This is a genomic window from Bradyrhizobium manausense, from assembly GCF_018129685.1.
Taxonomy (GTDB): Bacteria; Pseudomonadota; Alphaproteobacteria; order Rhizobiales; family Xanthobacteraceae; genus Bradyrhizobium; species Bradyrhizobium manausense_D.
Map to the genome: position 1 here is coordinate 162,501 of NZ_JAFCLG010000002.1, position 21,682 is coordinate 184,182.

14 protein-coding genes, 2 tRNA genes, 2 rRNA genes and 1 riboswitch (1 of these 19 running past the window's edge) are annotated in these 21,682 nt (G+C 62.2%); of the genes, 7 read left to right on the forward strand and 11 right to left on the reverse strand.

Annotated features, from left to right (window positions below):
• The 4 genes from JQ621_RS08380 to JQ621_RS08395 form a co-directional block, all read right to left on the reverse strand.
• Positions 1 to 1,262 (reverse strand): 23S ribosomal RNA (locus tag JQ621_RS08380) (it extends 1,584 nt beyond the left edge of the window).
• A 400-nt stretch (positions 1,263 to 1,662) separates the two neighbouring features.
• Positions 1,663 to 1,738 (reverse strand) — tRNA-Ala (locus JQ621_RS08385).
• Between the two features lie 109 nt (positions 1,739 to 1,847).
• A tRNA-Ile gene (locus JQ621_RS08390) sits at positions 1,848 to 1,924 on the reverse strand.
• A gap of 187 nt (positions 1,925 to 2,111) precedes the next feature.
• A 16S ribosomal RNA gene (locus JQ621_RS08395) occupies positions 2,112 to 3,598 on the reverse strand.
• The 16S and 23S rRNA genes sit together here with 2 tRNA genes alongside, the layout of an rRNA operon.
• A 1,032-nt stretch (positions 3,599 to 4,630) precedes the next feature.
• Between JQ621_RS08395 and JQ621_RS08400 the strand changes: the two genes are divergently transcribed.
• Complete coding sequence (locus tag JQ621_RS08400) at positions 4,631 to 6,709, forward strand: M23 family metallopeptidase (protein ID WP_212233973.1); 2,079 nt, start codon at positions 4,631 to 4,633, stop codon at positions 6,707 to 6,709.
• A gap of 82 nt (positions 6,710 to 6,791) precedes the next feature.
• Here JQ621_RS08400 and clpB read toward each other — a convergent pair whose 3' ends face one another.
• A complete protein-coding gene (gene clpB, locus JQ621_RS08405; protein ID WP_212233974.1) occupies positions 6,792 to 9,431 on the reverse strand; it encodes an ATP-dependent chaperone ClpB in 2,640 nt (879 codons plus the stop codon).
• A gap of 245 nt (positions 9,432 to 9,676) precedes the next feature.
• Here clpB and JQ621_RS08410 point away from each other — a divergent pair, with 245 nt between their 5' ends.
• Both JQ621_RS08410 and JQ621_RS08415 read left to right on the forward strand, forming a co-directional pair.
• Positions 9,677 to 10,480: an MOSC domain-containing protein gene (locus JQ621_RS08410; protein ID WP_212233975.1), complete on the forward strand. Its 804-nt coding sequence runs from the start codon at positions 9,677 to 9,679 to the stop codon at positions 10,478 to 10,480.
• Positions 10,481 to 10,632: 152 nt separating this feature from the next.
• The gene (locus JQ621_RS08415) at positions 10,633 to 11,121 is read left to right on the forward strand and encodes an energy transducer TonB (protein WP_212233976.1); all 489 of its coding nucleotides are present in this window, start codon (positions 10,633 to 10,635) and stop codon (positions 11,119 to 11,121) included.
• A 134-nt stretch (positions 11,122 to 11,255) separates the two neighbouring features.
• Here JQ621_RS08415 and JQ621_RS08420 read toward each other — a convergent pair whose 3' ends face one another.
• Complete coding sequence (locus JQ621_RS08420; RefSeq protein WP_212233977.1) at positions 11,256 to 11,900, reverse strand: NlpC/P60 family protein; 645 nt, start codon at positions 11,898 to 11,900, stop codon at positions 11,256 to 11,258.
• A 217-nt stretch (positions 11,901 to 12,117) separates the two neighbouring features.
• Here JQ621_RS08420 and JQ621_RS08425 point away from each other — a divergent pair, with 217 nt between their 5' ends.
• Entirely contained in the window at positions 12,118 to 12,981 is an 864-nt protein-coding gene (locus JQ621_RS08425; protein ID WP_212233978.1) for an alpha/beta fold hydrolase, read from the forward strand.
• 182 nt (positions 12,982 to 13,163) lie between these two features.
• On the opposite strand, the gene JQ621_RS08430 is transcribed toward JQ621_RS08425, so the two are convergent.
• The 4 genes from JQ621_RS08430 to metX form a co-directional block, all read right to left on the reverse strand.
• Positions 13,164 to 14,510 carry a globin-coupled sensor protein gene (locus tag JQ621_RS08430; RefSeq protein WP_249124974.1) on the reverse strand — a complete coding sequence of 449 codons (1,347 nt, stop codon included), beginning with the start codon at positions 14,508 to 14,510 and terminating at the stop codon, positions 13,164 to 13,166.
• Positions 14,511 to 14,814: 304 nt separating this feature from the next.
• The gene (locus JQ621_RS08435; RefSeq protein ID WP_212233979.1) at positions 14,815 to 15,819 is read right to left on the reverse strand and encodes a PAS domain-containing protein; all 1,005 of its coding nucleotides are present in this window, start codon (positions 15,817 to 15,819) and stop codon (positions 14,815 to 14,817) included.
• A gap of 304 nt (positions 15,820 to 16,123) precedes the next feature.
• The gene (gene metW / locus JQ621_RS08440; RefSeq protein ID WP_212233980.1) at positions 16,124 to 16,786 is read right to left on the reverse strand and encodes a methionine biosynthesis protein MetW; all 663 of its coding nucleotides are present in this window, start codon (positions 16,784 to 16,786) and stop codon (positions 16,124 to 16,126) included.
• A gap of 2 nt (positions 16,787 to 16,788) precedes the next feature.
• On the reverse strand, positions 16,789 to 17,991 hold the full coding sequence (metX, locus tag JQ621_RS08445) for a homoserine O-acetyltransferase MetX (RefSeq protein WP_212233981.1): 1,203 nt from the start codon (positions 17,989 to 17,991) through the stop codon (positions 16,789 to 16,791).
• A gap of 94 nt (positions 17,992 to 18,085) precedes the next feature.
• Positions 18,086 to 18,165: riboswitch (SAM riboswitch) on the reverse strand.
• Positions 18,166 to 18,327: 162 nt separating this feature from the next.
• Here metX and JQ621_RS08450 point away from each other — a divergent pair.
• The 3 genes from JQ621_RS08450 to JQ621_RS08460 are packed head-to-tail and all read left to right on the forward strand — an operon-like array spanning position 18,328 to position 21,244.
• Positions 18,328 to 19,176: a chorismate mutase gene (locus tag JQ621_RS08450; RefSeq protein WP_212233982.1), complete on the forward strand. Its 849-nt coding sequence runs from the start codon at positions 18,328 to 18,330 to the stop codon at positions 19,174 to 19,176.
• A 35-nt stretch (positions 19,177 to 19,211) separates the two neighbouring features.
• The gene (hisC, locus tag JQ621_RS08455) at positions 19,212 to 20,306 is read left to right on the forward strand and encodes a histidinol-phosphate transaminase (RefSeq protein WP_212233983.1); all 1,095 of its coding nucleotides are present in this window, start codon (positions 19,212 to 19,214) and stop codon (positions 20,304 to 20,306) included.
• The gene (locus JQ621_RS08460) at positions 20,303 to 21,244 is read left to right on the forward strand and encodes a prephenate/arogenate dehydrogenase family protein (protein ID WP_212233984.1); all 942 of its coding nucleotides are present in this window, start codon (positions 20,303 to 20,305) and stop codon (positions 21,242 to 21,244) included. The genes hisC and JQ621_RS08460 overlap by 4 nt, the downstream gene beginning before the upstream one ends.
• On the opposite strand, the gene JQ621_RS08465 is transcribed toward JQ621_RS08460, so the two are convergent.
• The gene (locus JQ621_RS08465; protein WP_212233985.1) at positions 21,241 to 21,681 is read right to left on the reverse strand and encodes a hypothetical protein; all 441 of its coding nucleotides are present in this window, start codon (positions 21,679 to 21,681) and stop codon (positions 21,241 to 21,243) included. The two genes, JQ621_RS08460 and JQ621_RS08465, sit on opposite strands and share 4 nt — an antisense overlap.
• Position 21,682: the final 1 nt, after the last annotated feature.

Sequence of the window (21,682 nt, forward strand, 5' to 3'; positions counted from 1 at the left end):
TGCGGACTACACCCTAAGCTTCGGCTCGTGGCTTGAGCCCCGTTACATCTTCGGCGCAGAAACCCTTATTTAGACCAGTGAGCTGTTACGCTTTCTTTAAAGGATGGCTGCTTCTAAGCCAACCTCCTGGTTGTTTTGGGATTTCCACATCCTTTCCCACTTAGCCACGAATTAGGGGCCTTAGCTGTAGGTCCGGGTTGTTTCCCTCTCCACGACGGACGTTAGCACCCGCCGTGTGACTCCCGGATAGTACTCTCAGGTATTCGGAGTTTGGTTGGGTTTGGTAAGACGGTAAGTCCCCCTAGCCCATCCAGTGCTCTACCCCCTGAGGTATTCATCCGAGGCGATACCTAAATATCTTTCGCGGAGAACCAGCTATTTCCCAGTTTGATTGGCCTTTCACCCCTAACCACAAGTCATCGGAGCCTTTTTCAACAGGCACCCGTTCGGTCCTCCAGTGAGTGTTACCTCACCTTCAACCTGCTCATGGCTAGATCACTAGGTTTCGGGTCTAATACAACGAACTTGGCGCCCTATTCAGACTCGCTTTCGCTACGCCTTCGCCTATCGGCTTAAGCTTGCTCGTTAAATTAAGTCGCTGGCCCATAATACAAAAGGTACGATGTCACCCAGAACGTATCTTGGGCTCCATCTGTTTGTAGGTGTCCGGTTTCAGGTCTATTTCACTCCCCTCGTCGGGGTGCTTTTCACCTTTCCCTCACGGTACTGGTTCACTATCGGTCGCTGAGGAGTACTTAGGCTTGGAGGGTGGTCCCCCCGTGTTCAGACAGGATTGCACGTGTCCCGCCTTACTCGTGGATACATCATCGCATTACTCGTACGGGGCTATCACCCTCTGAGGCCCAGCTTTCCTGACTGGTTCCGATTGTCTTTGATGTATCACTGGCCTGGTCCGCGTTCGCTCGCCACTACTAACGGAGTCTCTGTTGATGTCCTTTCCTCCAGGTACTTAGATGTTTCAGTTCCCTGGGTTTGCTTGAAACCTCCTATGTATTCAGAAGTCTCATACCTTCTCTTGATAACCGGAAATCCAAAACCTCGCGGTCATGGTCCCGATCATTTCTGGTCGAACACCAAGACCAGAGGTCTTGGAGTTCCGGCTATCGAAGGTGGGTTTCCCCATTCGGAAATCCGCGGATCAAAGCTTCTTCGCAGCTCCCCACGGCTTATCGCAGCGTAGCACGTCCTTCATCGCCTCTCAGCGCCAAGGCATCCACCGAACACCCTTAAGGCACTTGATTGCTCTCATTATCAATGTCCACACACTCGGCAGAATGTTGTCTGTACGATTGCCTTGCGGCGCGCGCCCTCGATGAACGCTACGTACAGCCGGACAATGATTAGAAAGACCAGCTTGCTTCGTAAGATCGTTCCGATAGCGAGGCGGTCAAGCTTCGCTAAAAGGATCATTTTACAACCCACATGTCTTTCAAGTTTGACCTTGAAGGACGCGCGAGCGCCGAAAATGATCCGGAGATAATGAAGGATTCGCGCAACAATCTGCTGCACGACCCAACTCGGATCGATCTCCTCTTTACGATGTCAGAAAACACGCATCTTGCTGTCTATCCAGACGAGCAGGATGCGAAGCGATGTTTCGCGGACGATTCAGGTGCACGATCAGTCGATGATCAAACCATCTGGTGGAGCCAGACGGGATCGAACCGACGACCTCATGCTTGCAAAGCACGCGCTCTCCCAGCTGAGCTATGGCCCCGTAACCAGAAGACGAATGCTCTTTTGATTAGCCCGCCTTCGCCAAAGCTACGGCGCGGCAGCCTTCGTCTCGAAGGGATTGCCTAGCCGAAGCAGCGAAGCGCGAAGGCTGGTGGGCCTGGGAAGACTTGAACTTCCGACCTCACGCTTATCAAGCGCGCGCTCTAACCAACTGAGCTACAAGCCCCTAACGCATATCCCGTCAAGGACCCCGGATCCTGCTGCGTGCAGGCCCAGCGCGTGTTCGTCCGCGAAGAAAGAGAAACGTAGACGGCGAAATCCCGCCAATGGAGCTCAACGATCTGGCGATCTGTTGGCCCCTGATGTTTCTAAAACAGCTCGATAGAAGCAAGCTTCTGAAGAGCCATCCTTAGAAAGGAGGTGATCCAGCCGCAGGTTCCCCTACGGCTACCTTGTTACGACTTCACCCCAGTCGCTGACCCTACCGTGGCCGGCTGCCTCCTTGCGGTTAGCGCACCGTCTTCAGGTAAAACCAACTCCCATGGTGTGACGGGCGGTGTGTACAAGGCCCGGGAACGTATTCACCGTGGCGTGCTGATCCACGATTACTAGCGATTCCAACTTCATGGGCTCGAGTTGCAGAGCCCAATCCGAACTGAGACGGCTTTTTGAGATTTGCGAAGGGTCGCCCCTTAGCATCCCATTGTCACCGCCATTGTAGCACGTGTGTAGCCCAGCCCGTAAGGGCCATGAGGACTTGACGTCATCCCCACCTTCCTCGCGGCTTATCACCGGCAGTCTCCTTAGAGTGCTCAACTAAATGGTAGCAACTAAGGACGGGGGTTGCGCTCGTTGCGGGACTTAACCCAACATCTCACGACACGAGCTGACGACAGCCATGCAGCACCTGTGTTCCAGGCTCCGAAGAGAGGGTCACATCTCTGCGACCGGTCCTGGACATGTCAAGGGCTGGTAAGGTTCTGCGCGTTGCGTCGAATTAAACCACATGCTCCACCGCTTGTGCGGGCCCCCGTCAATTCCTTTGAGTTTTAATCTTGCGACCGTACTCCCCAGGCGGAATGCTTAAAGCGTTAGCTGCGCCACTAGTGAGTAAACCCACTAACGGCTGGCATTCATCGTTTACGGCGTGGACTACCAGGGTATCTAATCCTGTTTGCTCCCCACGCTTTCGTGCCTCAGCGTCAGTACCGGGCCAGTGAGCCGCCTTCGCCACTGGTGTTCTTGCGAATATCTACGAATTTCACCTCTACACTCGCAGTTCCACTCACCTCTCCCGGACTCAAGATCTTCAGTATCAAAGGCAGTTCTGGAGTTGAGCTCCAGGATTTCACCCCTGACTTAAAAACCCGCCTACGCACCCTTTACGCCCAGTGATTCCGAGCAACGCTAGCCCCCTTCGTATTACCGCGGCTGCTGGCACGAAGTTAGCCGGGGCTTATTCTTGCGGTACCGTCATTATCTTCCCGCACAAAAGAGCTTTACAACCCTAGGGCCTTCATCACTCACGCGGCATGGCTGGATCAGGGTTGCCCCCATTGTCCAATATTCCCCACTGCTGCCTCCCGTAGGAGTTTGGGCCGTGTCTCAGTCCCAATGTGGCTGATCATCCTCTCAGACCAGCTACTGATCGTCGCCTTGGTAGGCCATTACCCTACCAACTAGCTAATCAGACGCGGGCCGATCTTTCGGCGATAAATCTTTCCCCGTAAGGGCTTATCCGGTATTAGCACAAGTTTCCCTGTGTTGTTCCGAACCAAAAGGTACGTTCCCACGCGTTACTCACCCGTCTGCCGCTGACGTATTGCTACGCCCGCTCGACTTGCATGTGTTAAGCCTGCCGCCAGCGTTCGCTCTGAGCCAGGATCAAACTCTCAAGTTGGACTTGAACTTTGAACCGGCTGATCACAACGTTTGACGAGGTCCCACCATTGTCGACCGAAATCGACGAGCTGCCTGCGATTCACATCGCGGGCAACGATGGTGTTTCCTTTAAAACGTGTACCGCCGAAGTCTTTCGTCCCCTCTCAGAACTCAAAAGCCGAAGCTCTCAAGTAGTCCGAGAGGCGCAAGGACTCCGCCGTCCACGTTTCTCTTTCTTCATCTTCACTTGTCAAACAGCCCGGGACCAGGAGGCCCCAACCTTCCAGAGTGGAAGGGTTCCGACACCCTTACCGACGCCGAATGACTCCAACCGATGGTGTCGGTTGTTGTGTCACTCAACAAGGTGAGGAGCATCAGTGGCGCGTTCGCTCGCCTTGGTCAGTGACCCGGCGGCGCCGCGCTCAGTGGTTGGGGTTATAGGCCCCACCTTCCGGGCTGTCAACGCCAATCGTCAACAAATCGTCGCACAGTGGATTGTCGAAAAAGATACAGCGATTCCAATCGATTAGAAGGCCGTCGGCGGCGCGAGGCGGAGGCGCACGGCAAAAATTCTGAAAAAAAATTGGGCCCCGGAGGGCTCGGAAGGGGGCCCAGGAGAGGCTCTTGAGGGGTCCCTCAAGGGGATGCGAATGGGGCCGATGCGGGCCGGGGCGCCTCTCCTGCCGCCCGTTCCTAAGCCCCGTCGTTCAGGAAACTTTTTCCATACTGTGCGCCGTACTAGAGCCACAATCCCGCGGCGTTCTGGTATGACACAAGCTTGAATCGCGGGGACGCCAGTGGGGGCTGCCAGCGATTTTCGTGGGGTTCAGAGAAGGCGATCTGACAATGACGCGACCTTCTTCGGACATTCGAAAGACATCGAGAGACCTTCACCTGCCTTGCTGTTCGTAATTTCGGCCGGGCCCTGTCTTGGGGCCTTCTGAGCGCGAGCACCTGTGCGGTTATGACTTTTCCTGCGATGCCCCTTCAAGAGGGCGACCTGGGAAGGTTTGAGGCGAAGGGGCTCGGGTCGTTGATTGGGGGACTTGGGTTGAACCAGAGGACGTCACGCGGCGCTTACGGGCGTGAGACCGGGATCATCGATCTCGGCCACGAGCCGCCGCTATCCGTCGATGGTTCGGAAGCTGCCGTCATCGATCGCCGCCGCGTCTCGGTGCAATGGTTCAGCGGAACAATTCTGACCGGACTCTGCGGCGCAGCCCTGATCGGCGGCGCCGTTTTCGCGTCTCTCGACGGCGAAATGACCTTCGCCAAGGTGCCCGAGCGGGTCGAGGGCGCGCTGCGTGGTGCCTTCGGCGCGGCCGATCGCACGGCGACGCTGCACAAGAGCGACCGTCTGCCGCCGCCGAACGACTCGACCGCTTCGCGCAATATCGTGCGCGTCTCGACGGTCGCCCGCGTCGGCAACCGCGACGTGATGCGGGTGCGCCCCTTCGTGCGGATCGCCGGCAATCTGTCGATGACGACGAGTGATCTGTCGGCGAAAATTCCGCCGTTCAACGCGCAGCGCATGCTCACCGATGTCGGCTCCGATCCGAAGACCGCGACCGACGATCCCAACAACCCCGAGGCCGTCGAGCCCGACGCCGAGGTTTCCTTCGTCACCAAGGATCTCTCGCCGGTGCTGCCGAAGGCCAAGATTGCCGCGGTGGTGGCGCTCGACGACATCCTGATGCGGGTGCGCGATGCCGCCAATTGGCGCGGCAATGGCGGGGTGCGCTACGCTTCGCTCGCCAATGCGGCTGCCGACGTCTCCGGCGCGACCGGCAGGCCTGATCCCAACAGGTCCGAGATGAAGATGGCCTACGCCACCGAGGTGTCGCCGTCCGATCCGTACGCGGGTTTCGAGACGCGCGTGGTGCCGGAAAACGTCACGCTGCTGCCGAAGACCAAGGAGCAGATCACCGGCGGCAATCCCACCGGCGAGCGTGTCCACGTCGTCAAGAAGGGCGACTCGGTCTCCTCCGTGCTGCGCGATCTCGGCGCCACGCCTGACGAAATCAAATCGATCGCCGCAACCCTCGGTCCGCGCGGCCGCGATGGTGGCCTCAAGGACGGCGAAAAGCTTCGCATCCTGATGGCGCCCGCAAGCCCCGGCGCGAGGCTGCAGCCCTATCGCGTCGTCGTCGCCAACGACACCGTGGTCGAGGCGATCGCGGCGCTGTCCGATCTCGGCAAATACGTCGCGGTCGACGTTTCCAGCATGAACACCGTCGCCGATGCTGCGGCCAACACCAGCAGCGAAGACGATGACGATGATGACGGCAGCGGCGTGAGGCTCTACCAGAGCATCTACGAGACCGCGATGCGCAACAAAGTGCCGATGCCGGTCATCGACGACATGATCAAGATCTACTCCTACGACGTCGATTTCCAGCGCAAGGTTCAGCCTGGCGACTCGTTCGACGTGTTCTACGCCGGCGAAGACGAAGGCTCGGCGGCGGTCGACAAGAGCGAAGTGCTGTTCGCCTCGCTCACCGTCGGCGGCGAAACCAAGAAATATTATCGCTACCAGAGCCCCGACGACGGCGTCGTCGACTACTACGACGAGACCGGCAAGAGCGCGAAGAAGTTCCTGGTCCGCAAGCCCGTCAACAGCGCGATCATGCGTTCCGGCTTCGGCGGCCGCCGCCATCCGATTCTCGGCTACGTGAAGATGCACACCGGCGTCGACTGGGCCACCACCTACGGCACGCCGATTTTCGCCGCCGGCAACGGCGTGATCGAAAAGGCCCAGCTCGAAGGCGGCTACGGCAAATACGTCCGCATCAAGCACAACAACGGCTACGAGACGGCCTACGGCCATATGTCGGCCTTCGCCAAGGGCATGGAGCCCGGCAAGAAGGTGCGCCAGGGCCAGGTGATCGGCTTCGTCGGCTCGACCGGCCAGTCGACCGGCCCGCATGTCCACTACGAAATCCTGGTCAACGGCCGCTTCGTCGACCCGATGCGCGTGAAGCTGCCGCGCGGCCGTTCGCTGGAAGGCCCGATGCTCGCTGGCTTCGAGAAGGAGCGCGACCGGCTCGACGGCATGATGAGCGGCCGGGGCGGCGCCATCGCCCGCATGTCGGACGCCACCGGCGGCCCGCTCCAGGTCACCAACCGCTAGATTTTCCGACGACGCTGAACGAAACGCCCCGGAGTGGACATCCTCTCCGGGGCGTTTTTCACTTCACGTCGGCAATCGGGGCTCAGTTCAGCTTGCGCTTTGGCACCGGCGCCTCGAACTGGGCAATCTCCGCGGTCTGCGGCGCCTTGCCGTTGAAGGTCAGCACATTGCCTTCGGACGAGATCGCAACATGATCGCCGTCCTTGACGTCGCCCGCCAGGATCATCTCGGCGAGCGGATCCTGCAGATAACGCTGGATCACCCGCTTGAGCGGCCTTGCGCCGTAGGCGGGATCCCAGCCTTTGGCGGCGAGCCAGTCGCGGCCCGCAGCATCGAGCGTCAGCACGATCTTCCGATCGGTCAACAGCTTCTGCAGCCGTGCGAACTGGATCTCGACGATCCGGCCCATCTCGCTCTTCTGCAAGCGGTGGAACAGGATGATCTCGTCGACGCGGTTCAGGAATTCGGGGCGGAAATGTCCCCGCACCATCCCCATCACCTGCTCACGCACGGCCGAGGTGTCCTCGCCCTCGGGTTGATTCACCAGATACTCCGAACCGAGGTTCGAGGTCATGATGATCAGCGTGTTGCGGAAATCGACGGTCCGGCCCTGGCCATCGGTCAGTCGGCCGTCGTCGAGCACCTGCAACAGGACGTTGAAGACGTCGGGATGCGCTTTCTCGATCTCGTCGAACAGCACGACCTGATAAGGCCGGCGCCGCACCGCTTCGGTGAGAGCGCCGCCCTCATCATAACCGACATAGCCCGGAGGCGCGCCGATCAGCCGCGAGACCGAATGCTTCTCCATGTACTCGGACATGTCGAGGCGGACCATGGCGGTCTCGTCGTTGAAGAGATATTCGGCGAGCGCCTTGGTCAGCTCGGTCTTGCCGACGCCCGTCGGCCCCAGGAACATGAACGAGCCGGTCGGCCGGTGCGGGTCCTGCAGGCCTGCACGCGAGCGGCGCACGGCGGTTGCGACCGCACGGACGGCCTCGGCCTGGCCGACGACGCGTTGTCCGAGTTGCTCCTCCATCTTCAGGAGCTTCTCTTTCTCACCCTCCAGCATCTTGTCGACCGGCACGCCGGTCCAGCGCGAGACCACCTGCGCGATGTGGTTGGCGGTCACAGCCTCCTCCATCATCTCGCCGGAATTCTCCTTCGCCTCGATCTCGGCCAGTTGCTTTTCGAGCTGCGGGATCCGGCCATAGGCCAGTTCGCCGGCCTTCTGGAATTCGCCGCGCCGCTGGGCGTTGGCCAACTCGACACGTAGTCCATCGAGCTCGGCCTTCAGCTTCTGGGCGTCGGAGAGCTTGCTCTTCTCTGCGCTCCAGCGCGCCGTCAGTGCGGCCGACTTCTCCTCGAGCTCGGCAAGGTCCTTCTCCAGCGTCTGGAGCCGGGACTTGGACCCGAGGTCGCTTTCCTTCTTGAGCGCCTCCTGCTCGATCTTGAGCCGGATGATCTCACGATCGAGCGAATCCAGCTCCTCGGGCTTGGAATCGACCTGCATCTTCAGCCGCGCCGCGGCCTCGTCCATCAGGTCGATCGCCTTGTCCGGCAGGAAGCGGTCGGTGATGTAGCGGTTGGACAGGGTCGTCGCCGCCACCAGCGCGGAATCGGTGATCCGCACGCCATGGTGCTGCTCGTACTTGTCCTTCAGGCCGCGCAGGATCGAGATCGTGTCCTCGACCGAGGGTTCGCTGACAAAGATCGGCTGGAAGCGCCGCGCCAGCGCCGCATCCTTCTCGACGTGCTTCTGGTACTCGTCGAGCGTGGTCGCGCCGATACAGTGCAGTTCGCCACGCGCCAGCGCCGGCTTGAGCAGGTTGGACGCGTCCATCGCGCCATCGCCCTTGCCGGCACCGATCAGCGTGTGCATCTCGTCGATGAACAGGATCATGCCGCCTTCGGAAGACGTGACCTCCTGCAACACGGCCTTCAGCCGTTCCTCGAACTCACCGCGATATTTCGCACCCGCAATCAGCGAGCCGAGGTCGAGCGACAGCAGCTTCTTGTCCTTGAGGCTCTCCGGCACGTCGCCGTTGACGATGCGCAGCGCGAGGCCCTCGGCGATGGCGGTCTTGCCGACGCCGGGCTCACCGATCAGGACGGGATTGTTCTTGGTCCGGCGCGAGAGCACTTGAATCGTTCGGCGGATTTCCTCGTCGCGGCCGATGACGGGGTCGAGCTTGCCGTCGCGCGCAGCCTGCGTCAGGTCGCGGGCATATTTCTTCAGCGCGTCATAGGCGTTCTCTGCCGTCGCCGAATCGGCTGTGCGGCCCTTGCGCAGCGCCTCGATCGCCGCGTTGAGATTTTGCGGGGTGACACCGCCCTTGCTCAGGATCGCGCCGGCCTCGCTGGTCTTCTCCAGCGTGAGGCCAAGCAGCAGCCGCTCGACGGTGACGAAGCTGTCGCCGGCCTTCTCGCCGGCCTTTTCAGCGGCATCGAAAGTGCGCGCGAGCTCGGGCGCCAGATAAATCTGGCCGGCACCGCCGCCAGAGACCTTCGGCACCTTGCCGAGGGCCTCCTCGGTCGCCTTCAGAATTGCACGGGAATTGCCGCCGGCGCGGTCGATCAGGCCGGAAGCCAGGCCCTCATTGTCGTCCAGCAGCACTTTCAGCACGTGAAGCGTCGAAAACTGCTGATGCCCCTCGCGCACCGCAAGCGACTGCGCGGACTGGATGAAGCCCCTGGAGCGTTCGGTATATTTATCGATGTTCATTTCGTTGTCTTTCCCTCGGCCTGCCCTTGGGGCCCTCTCAGGCACCCCAAACAGCATCTTCACTGGGTTTCCCGCTCGATACGTTGACGTTCCTCAACGCATCAGACGGTCGTTATCAGCCGGCGCTGGCGCCGGCCTGACCGAGATGTGGGAAGCATTCTCTCGGATCGGAAGAGGTGCGTTCACAATTTCGTGCGCCGATCAGCATGCTTGGCGGACGCGGTCAGAATCTCCTAAGTAGGCCCATGAACCTCAACGCAAAGCCATCGAGCCAGACGGCCGAAATCACCGGCCTTTACCGCTACCCGATCAAGGGCCTGACGCCGGAACCCCTGCCTCGGGTTGCCCTGCGAACCGGCCAGACCTTCCCAGCCGACCGCCGCTATGCGATCGAGAACGGCCCGAGCGGTTTCGATCCGGAGGCTCCCGAGTGGAAGCCGAAGATCCAGTTTCTGATGCTGGCCCGCTATGAGCGGCTGGCCTCCCTCGAGAGCCGTTTCGAGGACGCGACCAACCGCCTGACCATCCGCAAGGACGGCCAGATCGTCGCCAGTGGCGATCTCGAGACCGCCGCCGGGCGCGCCGCGATCGAGGACTACTTCACGAAGAACTTTCAACCGGAGCTGAAGGGGCCGCCCAAAGTGCTGTCCGGCCGCGACCACAGCTTCTCCGACGTCGCCCGCAAGGTCGTTTCGATCATCAATATCAACAGCGTCCGTGCCATCGAAACCATGCTCGGCGGCACTGCCGTGCATCCGCTGCGCTTCCGCGGCAATCTCTACGTGACGGGGTGGCCGGCCTGGTCCGAGCTCGACCTCGTCGGCCAGACGCTTGCGATCGGGCAGGCCCGGCTCAAAGTGGTCAAGCGCATCGTCCGTTGCCCGGCCACCAATGTCGATCCGGAGACCGCAAAGCGCGACCTCGATATACCGCCGACGCTGTCGCGCCATCTCGGCCATATGGACTGCGGCATCTATGCCGAAGTTACCGCCGACGGCGAGATCGGTGTGGGCGATGCGGTGGCCGTGGAAGCGCCGAAGCTGGTGTGAGCCGCAAGGCCCGTCTCATTTTGCGGATTGTTCCCGTCCCGGTCGTCTAACGTTGAGAACCCAATCAACGTTGGCCAACGGTGCGCATGCTTCCTTCGTACCTGCGAGACTGCAAGATCGCTGCTACGCCGACCCGGTCGCGGCGCTGGCCATTGGCGCCAGCCGTTGGCCTGCTGGCATTGAGCCTGCCGTCGTGGGCGCAGGATGCCGGCAAAGCGCCGCCTGACGATGACCTGCCGCCACCGCCGGCGATCGGCAAGCCTCTCGCCGAACCCAGCCATCGGTCTCCGGACCAACCACCACCGCTCAACCTTGGCGGTTCGGACAATCCGGCTCAGTCTGATGCGCCGAGGTCACGTGGCAATCGCTGGGGAGCCTATGCCAGCGCCGTCCAGAGCGCGCTGGAGGCGGGGATGAAAGCGAACGCCAGGACCCGCGGCAAATCCTTTGAGGTCCGGTGCGAGATATGGGTCGATCCGAAGGGACACGTCACCCGGGTTGAGCTGGCCAAACCATCCGGCGACGCCGACATCGACGCCGCCCTGCGGAACGAAGTCCTGCCCAGATTGGCGCTGCCGGCACCGGCAAGCGACATGCCGATGCCCGTCAAAGGCCACATCACCGCACGCCTTCAACAATAGCGTCGCAACATCAGGGCCAGGCTGCCGCAATGGGCACAGCAAACGCGCGCCCACCACGCTTGCTCTCGAGCGTCGACACGCCACAGGTGGGCACGGCGGTTCTTGCCTCTGCCCGCCCTGCGGCGACCTCGTCGCTAGTTCGGCATCACATACGCATAGATCCGGCCGCGCGAGATCGGCGCTTCGCGGACGCGGTTGCCGTTGTTGCCGGAGATCATGATCGGATTTCCCTGCGCGTCGATGCCGGTGATGATGCCGACATGGCCGCCGCGGCCGCCACGCGACATCACCGCGATGGCGCCGACCTGCGGACCCGAGACACGCGTGCCGTAATGCGCGAACGAATTCGCCATGTCCGATCCGGTGCCGTGGTGGCCGGTTTTCTCAAGCACCATGTTCATGAAGCGCGCGCACCACAGGCTGCCGCGCCCGGTGGGGTTGCCGCCGAGATAGCGGCGCGCCTCGGAGACGAGGCCCGACCCGCCGCCGAAGCCACCGCCCATGCTCGCGCCGGCATTGGCGCTCGGATCATAGCTGGCCTGCGTGTTCATGAATCCGCCGGCCTGCAACGCCGCCGCGCTGCGCTCGAAGCGCGAGCCGCTCGCCGTATGCCTGACGTGATGATATCTGCTGGCGTGATGCACGTAAGCGTGCCGCTCTGCGCTATGACGATGATGCGGCCGCGCTGAGGCCGGAGAAACGAACGCGACAAAAGCCGCGAGGAACAGCGCCGGCGCGATACCACAACGCGACAGGCGCGACGCAAACAACTCAACCATTCTTCATCCTTCGTTGACACCCCCACTTCCCAAGTCGGCCCGTGCGATGGCCAACATCGATAGGGCCGTTAAGCCGCCCCATGTGGCGAGAAAAAGACGCGGCGAGCGCGAATAGCTGCGATGATTTTGCGGCAATGCTGGTTCGATGCTGCCTCATTGCGGACATCAGCATTAACTGCGATCCTGAGGCCACGGCTTGCAGAGAGGGAAACAATCAATGCCCCACGCCACGACCAGGGACGGCGTCCGCATCTATTTCGAAGAAGCGGGTCAGGGAACGCCGATCATTTTTCTTCACGAGTTCGCGGCCGATTACACCAATTGGGAGCCGCAGATGCGTTACTTCTCGCGCGGTCACCGCTGCATCACCTATTCCGCACGCGGCTACGCGCCGTCGGACGTGCCGGCGGGCGACGTTTACAGCTATACGCGCTTCTATACCGATGCGCTTGCCGTGCTCGATCATCTCCGAATCGAGCGCGCGCATCTCGTCGGCCTCTCGATGGGCGCCTACTCATCGCTGCAGATCGGACTGAACGCCCCGGAGCGCGCGCTGTCGATGACGCTCGCCGGCGTCGGCTCAGGCTCGGAGCTTCAGAACCTGGAAGCCTGGCGCAAGCAATGTCACGCCAATGCCGAGCAGTTCGAGACGCTGGGCGCCGCCGAAGTCGCAAAGGTCACGCGCGAGGCGCCGAGCCGGATTCCCTTCCTGGTGAAGGACCCGCGCGGCCACGCCGATTTCTACGCCGCCCTGGCGCGGCACGATTCCAAGGGATCGGCAAACACGATGCGCGGCTTTCAGGGCGGCCGTCCGTCGATCTACACGCTGACAGATGCAATCAGGAAGGTGGCAACGCCCGCGCTGATCATCTGCGGCGACGAGGATGATCCTTGCGTCGGGGCGAGCCTGTTCTTGAAGAAGCATCTGCCCGCCGCTGGCCTTGCGATGTTTCCGAAGTCGGGCCACGTGCTCAATCTCGAAGAGCCGGCTCTGTTCAACGAGAGCGTGGAGCGGTTCGTGACGCTGGTGGAAGCCGGCCGCTGGCCGGTACGCGATCCGCGCTCGCTGGCGGGAGGCTAAAAGCATGATGGAGTCAGGTTCGATCGGCGTCCGGGTGAGGGGCCGCGGCACCCAGTGAGACCGAAACCCCTCACCCGGATCGCATCTTCGATGCGATCCGACCTCTCCCCGCGGGAGAGGTGATCTGAGCTCTCGGTTCGCGTCGATTCAACCAAAACAACATCGTGCTTTAGGGATATTCCCTAAGCGGCCCGGACCGTATTCAGAAACTTGGAAACCTCTGCTCGCAACAACTCGGATTGCTGCGAAAGCTCGCCCGCGGCGGTCAGCACGTGCGCCGAGGTCGCTCCGGCATCACCTGCGGCTCGCTTCACCTGCTCGACGCTCTGCGATACGCTCAGCGTTCCACTGGCGGCAAGCTGCGCATTGCGGGAGATCTCGCCCGTAGCGGCGCTCTGCTCCTCCACCGCCGACGCGATCGCGGTCGAGACTTCAGACATGGACCGGATCACCTCGTTGATCTCGGAAATTGCCTTCACCGAATCCGTCGTCGAACTCTGGATGTCTCCGACCTGGCTTGCGATGTCCGCCGTTGCCTTGGCGGTTTGCTCGGCCAGCCCCTTGACCTCGGATGCGACGACGGCAAAGCCCCGCCCCGCCTCTCCCGCCCGGGCGGCCTCGATCGTGGCATTCAATGCCAGCAGATTGGTCTGCGATGCGATATTCGTAATGAGGTCGACGATCGTTCCGATCTTCTGGCCGGCTGCGGACAGCATGTCGATCTTATGCGCCGCCTGCTCTGCCCCCTCGGCCGCCTTGCTGACGATGACAGACGATTCGTTGACCCGCCTGCTGATCTCCGAGATCGAACTGGAGAGTTGTTCGGAAGCCGCGGCCACGGCGTTGACGTTGGCCATGGAATCGCCGGACGCGGCGGCCGCCGCGCCCGATCCGCTCGAGGTCAGGTCGGTTGCCGCCTGCAGGCTCCGGGCTGAAGCTTCCAGTTCGGTGGCGGCCGATGCCACGATCGACACGACGCTGCCAACCGCCGATTCGAATTCAATCGCCAGCCTGTTCAGCAGCGCCTTTCGATCGCGTCGTCCGGCCTCGATGTAGACCGAGATTGCGATGTCCATGTCGAGCATCGCCGCTTTCACGATGGCGCGTTGCAACGTCACCTTCCTGATCTGCCCCTGTCGATCAAACCAGCGAACGGACATGCGCTCCGCAATGGCGGCAATCAGGCTGGACACGAGCGCATTGTATCCGCCGATGTACCAGCGTGGCTCGAGGCCGAGCTTGTTGTGCACTTCACCGATCCGCGTCACCGAAGTCTCGTAGGCATCGTCGAATCCACCGTCCAGAATGATTCCCCAATGCTTAAGCTGCATCTCCTTGGCATGAGCCATGTGCTCGCGATTGCGAAAGAACCTGACGGTTTCGGGATACTGACCGACGTGCTGGTAGAATTCGTCCAGTATTCCCGGCAGAACCTGCAAAACGAATGGCTTGGCCGCGCGCAGCGCGTCGATCGCATCCGCGTCGATTCGATGGAATGAAAGCCGCTTTGCAATGCTGGAATCCGACATGATCTTCACTCCCAAATTTTCCGAGCGGCAGAGCAAAGCCGACGATCGGAGCGCTTGCCCATCCGCCATGAGGCCATTCGAAAACCGATTCGAACTGCGCCATGCTACGGCAGATACGACTAAAGGCTCCGATCCAGGCCACGAAGCTCATGCAAATGATTTCATGATCTGACTCCATCACGTTTACACTTCCGGCCTTGCAGATTGGCTAAGAAGAATTTAGTCGATTGAGCGGCTGCGAGATCAATTTTTGATCCTGCGTGATCGGCCATACCGCGACCCGCAATCGTCTCGCGCCGCCACGTCACCTCGGCCGCAGCCCCGGCTTTCCGTCCCTGGCAAACACGAACTCGATGCCGGAATTGGACAGCACTTGTTCGAGCCTTTGCAGTTCGGGACGATCGTTCGGGGATTGTCCGTCAAATTCCTCGAGACGTCTGATGGTGCCGGGCCGAACCCCGCTCTCTTGCGCCAGGCGCTCGACCGACCAACTGAGAATTCCGCGCGCGCCCCGCAATTGCGCTCCCGACAGAAATCCCCGATCCGCCACGAGAAGTTCGTCGGGATCGTCGAGCCTTCGTAAAATTCCGTTCCATTCGATGATAGCGCCTGACGAATCGAGACTGGGCGCCCCCAGGAGCCAACAAACAAAGGAAGCACCGTCCGTGCCGAGCATTCTGAACTCGATCGACAACCGGGTTCGGCGTTCAATGCCGCGTCGCCATGCCTCCTGAAATGTCTCGACGTCCTCGGGATGAACCAATCTGGTCCAATCGGGAGACGTGCCGAGTCCGGCGAAATGACCCCGCTCCGACGCGTTCAGAAAATCGACCAGATTGCCGTCTGGTTTCGCCACCCAACACAGCACGTTCGCCAGGTTCGCGATTGATTGAAGCCGCAGCTGATTTTGCTGCAGCAGCAGAACATCCTCGCGGTGGCGCGTCACATCCCAGCAGACGCCGACCGCCCATCTCAAGGTGCGATCCGGGCCGACGAGCGGCTCGCATTTGAGCATGATCCATCGCAGCCGGCCGCCGGCGCCGACGATCCGGAATTCCCGCTCGACGGCGATCGATCGCAGCAGCAACTGCTCCATGCCGACAAACAGATGCCTGTCGTCAGGATATATAGCTCGTTCGAGTTGCTCGATGCGCGGCTCTGCGCCTGCGGCATCAAGCCCCAACAATGCGAAAAGACCGCGGGACCATCGCACGCTGCCGCTATTCAGGTCCCAGGAAAAATGCCCCGCGCCGAGCAATTCCTCGACGAGTTGCCGTACCCCAAATTCCTGCTCGAAAGCCATCGGCATCGACCGTGTTCCGACAATGATGCCAGACGCCCGCTGGCCGATCTGGCCCGCAAAGACGCTTCACAGAATCCCCAATTGCAAGTGGACCTGTGGTCGAAACGCGACCTCAAAGAAATTCAAAGTCTAGTCCTGCAAACGCCGTGCGAGTTGATGCACATCAAGAGCAAAACACGAATCGCTCTCAAGATTTTAGCGACGCGAGGCGCCCGACGCAAAAAAATCGGCTCGCAACTCCATTGAGCCCGTAGTTTTGCGGGCTTGCCGGCCTTCGCATCGTCCGAACTCCAGGGACGGCAACGCTGGATCACTTCCCCTGCCCGCGGCTCAGCAGAAAAACGCCCTGCTCGCCGAACAGGTTCCACACCCACCATGGCAAGCGCAGTCGCAGCGGGCGGCCGTAGAGGTCGAGCGCTTCGGCGCGCTCCATCTTGACGCCGATCGCGTCGCAGAGCTCGACGAAATCCTTGATGGTGCAGAAATGGATGTTGGCGGTGTCGTACCAACTCGCCGGCAGATTCTCCGTGCGCGGCATGTGACCGCCGACCAGGAGCTGGAGCCGCATCCGCCAGAAACCGAAATTGGGGAACGAGACGATGGCGCGACGACCGATGCGCAGGAGATTCTCCAGCACGACCTTGGGCTGCCGCGTCGCCTGCAGCGTCTGCGACAGGATCACGTAGTCGAAAGCATCGTCCGGATAATTGACGAGGTCGGTGTCGGCATCGCCCTGCACCACCGCCAGGCCCTTGGCCACGCAGCGGTTGACGCCCTCGCGCGACAGTTCGATGCCGCGGCCGTCGATGCCGCGGGTCTCCAGCAGTTGAAGCAGATCGCCGTCGCCGCAGCCAACGTCGAGCACTTTCGAGCCCGGCTTGACCATTTCGGCGACCAGCAGATGGTCGGCGCGAAACGACCCCGACGGCTCGGACACGAGGCCCTCGAGCGGCAGCACTTCCTGCACAGACATCGCTAGCCGTCCTTGTTGGTGAGCCCGCGCGCCTTGCCAGCCGATTGCAGGAAGGCGCGGGAGATGTCGAAGAATTCGGGCACGTCGAGCAGGAAGGCGTCGTGGCCGCGATCGGTCTCGATCTCGGCGAACGAGACTCGCGCGCTCGACGCGTTCAGCGCGTGCACCAGCGCGCGCGATTCCGCGGTCGGGAACAGCCAGTCGCTGGTGAAGGAGACCACGCAGAACCGGGTCTGGATGCCCGCGAACGCCTTCGCCAGCACACCGCCATGGTCGGCGGCGATGTCGAAATAGTCCATCGCGCGCGTCAGATAGAGATAGGAATTGGCGTCGAAGCGCTCGACGAAGGACGAGCCCTGATAACGCAGATAGGACTCGACCTGGAAATCGGCGTCGAACGAGAAGGTCGGCAGTTCGCGGTCCTGCATGCGGCGGCCGAATTTGCGATGCAGCGCGGCGTCCGACAGGTAGGTGATGTGCGCGGCCATGCGCGCGACCGCGAGGCCGCGATGCGGATGGATACCCCGATCGGCATAGGCGCCATTGTGCCAGTCGGGATCGGCCATCACGGCCTGGCGGCCGAGTTCGTGGAACGCGATGTTCTGCGCGGAGTGGCGCGTCGAGCAGGCGATCGCCAGCGCAGAGTACACGCGCTTCGGATAGGCGGCGGTCCATTGCAGCACCTGCATGCCACCCATCGAGCCGCCCACGACGGCGAACAGCGTGTCGATGCCGAGCCGATCGATCAGCATCGCCTGAGCGCGCACCATGTCGGGGATGGTGATGACGGGGAAATCCAGACCCCATACCTTGCCGGTCGCCGGATTGATCGAGGCAGGTCCCGTCGAGCCCATGCAGCCCCCGATCACGTTGGAGCAGACGATGAAGTATTTGGCGGGATCGAGCGGCCGGCCGGGGCCGACCAGCGTGTCCCACCAGCCTGATTTGCCGGTGACCGGATGCACATTGGCGACGTGCTGGTCGCCGGTCAGCGCATGGCAGATCAGGACCGCGTTGGAGCGGTCGGCGCTGAGCTCGCCGTAGGTTTTGTAGGCGATCTGGAACGGGGTGAGATCGATGCCGCAGTCGAGCCGCAGCGGCTGGTCGGCGCCGAACCGCGCGACCTCCGAACTCGGATGATCGACCTCATGCGACCGATCGTCGGCACTGATCGCGGGACTGGGTACGGACTTGACGCCAACCATCTCTGACCATCGACCTCGTTTGCGATCGGACTTTCCGATCGCGACTGACATCAGGCCATGAAAAACCCGGCCTGAACGATAGGTTCGGCCGGGATCGGAAGCGTCCCCGGCCTGTTTAGCGAGTTTTTTAACGTGGCTGCAAGCCGGCCGGCTCAAATGACCACGGAACAGGCAAAAACCTACCGGCTTGGGCTGATTTCGTCAAGTCGTGGTCCGGATTAACCAAAATCGCCTGTTTGCGGGCGGCACGGCAGGTTCGTCATTTCTCTTTGCTTTCGCCGCCCATCCTGCCTAATCAGAACCCAGCCCTCAGCCCCGCAACAGCTCCTTTCAGATATGTCCCAACGTCCGCCCGCGCCACCATCGCTCCAGGAATTGCGCAAGGAGATCGACGCGATCGACGCGGACATGCACCGCCTCCTGATGCAGCGCGGCGACATCATCGACCGCCTGATCCAGGTGAAGCAGACCCAGGAGGTCGGTTCGGCGTTCCGCCCGGCGCGCGAGGCTGCGATGATGCGCGACATCGTGCGGCGCCATCGCGGCATCCTGCCGCTCGACACGGTCGAGAGCATCTGGCGCGTCATCATCTCGACCTTCACCTATGTCCAGGCGCCGTTCTCCGTGCATGCCGACATCTCGGTGAGCGAACCTGCCATGCGCGATTCCGTGCGCTTCCATTTCGGCTTCACGGTGCCTTACGTCGCGCATTTCAGCGCGCAGGCCGCGGTCGAGGCGGTGGCGAAATCCAAGGGCGATCTGGCGCTGGTCTCGGCGACATCGAGCCGCACGCCGTGGTGGCTGGAGCTCGAAGCGAAAGGCGCGCCGAAGATCATCGCGCGCATGCCGTTCGTCGAGCGCGCCGACCATCCGGCGGCGCTGCCCGTGTTCGCGATCTCGCGTGTTGCCGACAGCGCCGTGGTGACGGAGGTCGAGACCTTCAGCGTGCGCGTGTCGGGGTGGAACGCCGACGTTGCGCGCGCGCTGTCGCCGCTCGCCGAGATCGTGGCGGTGCCCGATACCGCCTTCGACGGCGCGGCGCTGCTGGTCTCGGTCACGTCAGCCACCAGTATCGACAAGATCAAGGCTGCCCTGATCGAAGCGGGGGCCTCGGTGCGGTCCACGGCCCTCGTCGGCAGCCACGCAACGCGCTATACGGTGCCCCAGACCGGGCCGAAATCGTAAATCGCGTACCGCCTGAGCCACTTTCGGAGTTGAAGATGTCCCGCCCCGTGCCGAATCCCGGCATTCTCGATATTGCGCCCTACACGCCCGGCAAGACCCCGGTGCCGGAACCGGGCCGCAAGGTGTTCAAGCTCTCGGCCAACGAGACGCCGTTCGGACCCTCGCCCAAGGCGATCGAGGCCTTCAAGCGCGTCGCGGATCATCTGGAGGATTATCCGGAGGGGACCTCGCGCGTGCTGCGCGAGGCGATCGGCCGCCACTACGGCCTCGATCCAAATCGCATCATCTGCGGCGCCGGCTCGGACGAGATCCTCAATCTGCTCGCCCACACCTATCTCAGCCACGGCGATGAGGCGATCTCGACCACGCACGGCTTCCTGGTCTACCCGATCGCGACCATGGCGGTCGGCGCCAGGAACGTGATCGCAGCCGAGAAGAACCTGACCTGCGACGTCGACGCGATCCTGAAAGCGGTGACGCCGAAAACGAAGCTGGTCTGGCTCGCCAACCCCAACAACCCGACCGGCACCTACATCCCGTTCGACGAGGTCAAGCGCCTGCGCGCCGGCCTGCCCTCGCATGTGCTGCTGGTGCTGGACGCCGCCTATTGCGACTACGTCTCGCGCAACGATTACGAGATGGGGATCGAGCTGGTCGCCACCACGGAGAATACGGTGGTGACGCACACCTTCTCCAAGATCCACGGCCTCGCCGCGCTGCGCGTCGGCTGGATGTTCGGCCCCGAGCACATCATCGACGCCGTCAACCGCATTCGCGGCCCCTTCAACGTGTCGACGCCGGCAATGTACGCCGCAGTCGCCGCGATCGAGGACACCGCGCACCAGGCGATGTCGAAGCAGTTCACCGAGACCTGGCGCAACTGGCTCGCCGAGGAGATCACCAAGCTCGGGCTGAAGGTGACGCCTGGCGTCGCCAATTTCGTGCTGATCCACTTCCCGGAAACCGGCAAGACGTCGGATGCCGCCGATGCCTATCTCACCAGGCGCGGCCTGGTGCTGCGCGCGCTGAAGAACTATGGCCTGCACCATCAGCTGCGCATGACCATCGGCACCGAGGAGGCCAACCGCCTCGTCGTCGAGGCCCTGCGCGACTTCATGGCCGGCAAATGAGCGTGGACCCGCATTTCCAGCGCGTCGCGCTGATCGGCTTCGGCCTGATCGGCGGCTCGATCGCGCGCGCCGCGAAGCTCCAGGGCCTGGCTGGCGAGATCGTCACCACCGCGCGCTCGGAGAAGACGCGCGCGCGCGTGCTCGAGCTCGGCATCGTCGACCGGGTCGTCGCGACCAATGCGGAAGCGGTGAAGGATGCCGATCTCGTCATCCTCTGCATTCCCGTCGGCGCCTGCGGCGAGGTCGCGCAGGAGATATCCGCGCATCTGAAGCCCGGCGCCGTCATCTCCGACGTCGGCTCGGTCAAGGGCGCGGTCATCAAGGACATGGCGCCGCATCTGCCGAAGAGCGTTCATTTCGTGCCTGCGCACCCGGTGGCGGGCACCGAGCATTCGGGACCCGACTCCGGCTTCGCCGAGCTCTTCATCAACCGCTGGTGCATCCTGACACCGCCGGAAGGCGTCGATGCCGACGCTGTCGCGCATCTGCGCGCCTTCTGGGCGGCGATGGGCGCCAAGGTCGAGGTGATGACGCCGGATCATCATGATCTCGTGCTCGCGATCACCAGCCATCTGCCGCATCTGATCGCCTACACCATCGTCGGCACCGCCGACGAGCTGCAGCAGGTGACCGAGTCGGAAGTCATCAAATTCTCCGCCGGCGGTTTTCGCGATTTCACCCGTATCGCGGCCTCCGATCCGACCATGTGGCGCGACGTGTTCCTTGCCAACAAGGACGCCGTATTGGAGATGCTCGGCACTTTCACCGAGGATCTGGCCAAGCTCACCCGCGCCATCCGCCGCAGTGATGGCGAGGCGCTGTTCGACCATTTCACCCGGACCCGCGCCATTCGCCGCGGCATCGTCGAGATCGGCCAGGATTCGGCCGCGCCCGACTTCGGCCGACAGCACGGGCAGCTCGACAAGAAGTCGAGCTAGCCGTCTTTGACCTGCGCGATACGGCGGCGACCGATCAGGCCGGCGCCGATCTGCATGGATACGCCCAGCATCCAGGTTGCGCCAAACAACAAATTGCCGGCGGGATCGGACGTCTCATCGAACACGAAGGCATAGAGCGCGAGCAGACCCGCGCCAGCCGCTAGGAACGTGCCGGTCGCGCCGGCAAGACCGATTGCAGGCGATCGATGGGCCGGTCCGGCCTGAAGCTGCGGCCAGCGCGGGATGTCGGTCCCGAGACAGGCGCCGATCATTCCGAGCACGATCAGAAGCACCGTGAATTCGACGGTGTCGAACCAGGGCAGCTCGGCCCGCATCAGCAAGGCGGCAACGAAGGTGGCGCCGACCGCGCCCGTCATCGCCAGGCCAAGCCGGGCGACGACATGCGCGAGCCGAAGCATCAGAACACCGCCGGACAAT

Coding starts and splice junctions, on each gene's coding strand:
- clpB (WP_212233974.1), bottom strand. CDS start 9,431: ATGAACATCGATAAATATACCGAACGCTCCAGGGGCTTCATCCAGTCC.
- JQ621_RS08410 (WP_212233975.1), top strand. CDS start 9,677: ATGAACCTCAACGCAAAGCCATCGAGCCAGACGGCCGAAATCACCGGC.
- JQ621_RS08420 (WP_212233977.1), bottom strand. CDS start 11,900: ATGGTTGAGTTGTTTGCGTCGCGCCTGTCGCGTTGTGGTATCGCGCCG.
- JQ621_RS08425 (WP_212233978.1), top strand. CDS start 12,118: ATGCCCCACGCCACGACCAGGGACGGCGTCCGCATCTATTTCGAAGAA.
- JQ621_RS08430 (WP_249124974.1), bottom strand. CDS start 14,510: ATGTCGGATTCCAGCATTGCAAAGCGGCTTTCATTCCATCGAATCGAC.
- JQ621_RS08435 (WP_212233979.1), bottom strand. CDS start 15,819: ATGCCGATGGCTTTCGAGCAGGAATTTGGGGTACGGCAACTCGTCGAG.
- metW (WP_212233980.1), bottom strand. CDS start 16,786: ATGTCTGTGCAGGAAGTGCTGCCGCTCGAGGGCCTCGTGTCCGAGCCG.
- metX (WP_212233981.1), bottom strand. CDS start 17,991: ATGGTTGGCGTCAAGTCCGTACCCAGTCCCGCGATCAGTGCCGACGAT.
- JQ621_RS08450 (WP_212233982.1), top strand. CDS start 18,328: ATGTCCCAACGTCCGCCCGCGCCACCATCGCTCCAGGAATTGCGCAAG.
- hisC (WP_212233983.1), top strand. CDS start 19,212: ATGTCCCGCCCCGTGCCGAATCCCGGCATTCTCGATATTGCGCCCTAC.
- JQ621_RS08460 (WP_212233984.1), top strand. CDS start 20,303: ATGAGCGTGGACCCGCATTTCCAGCGCGTCGCGCTGATCGGCTTCGGC.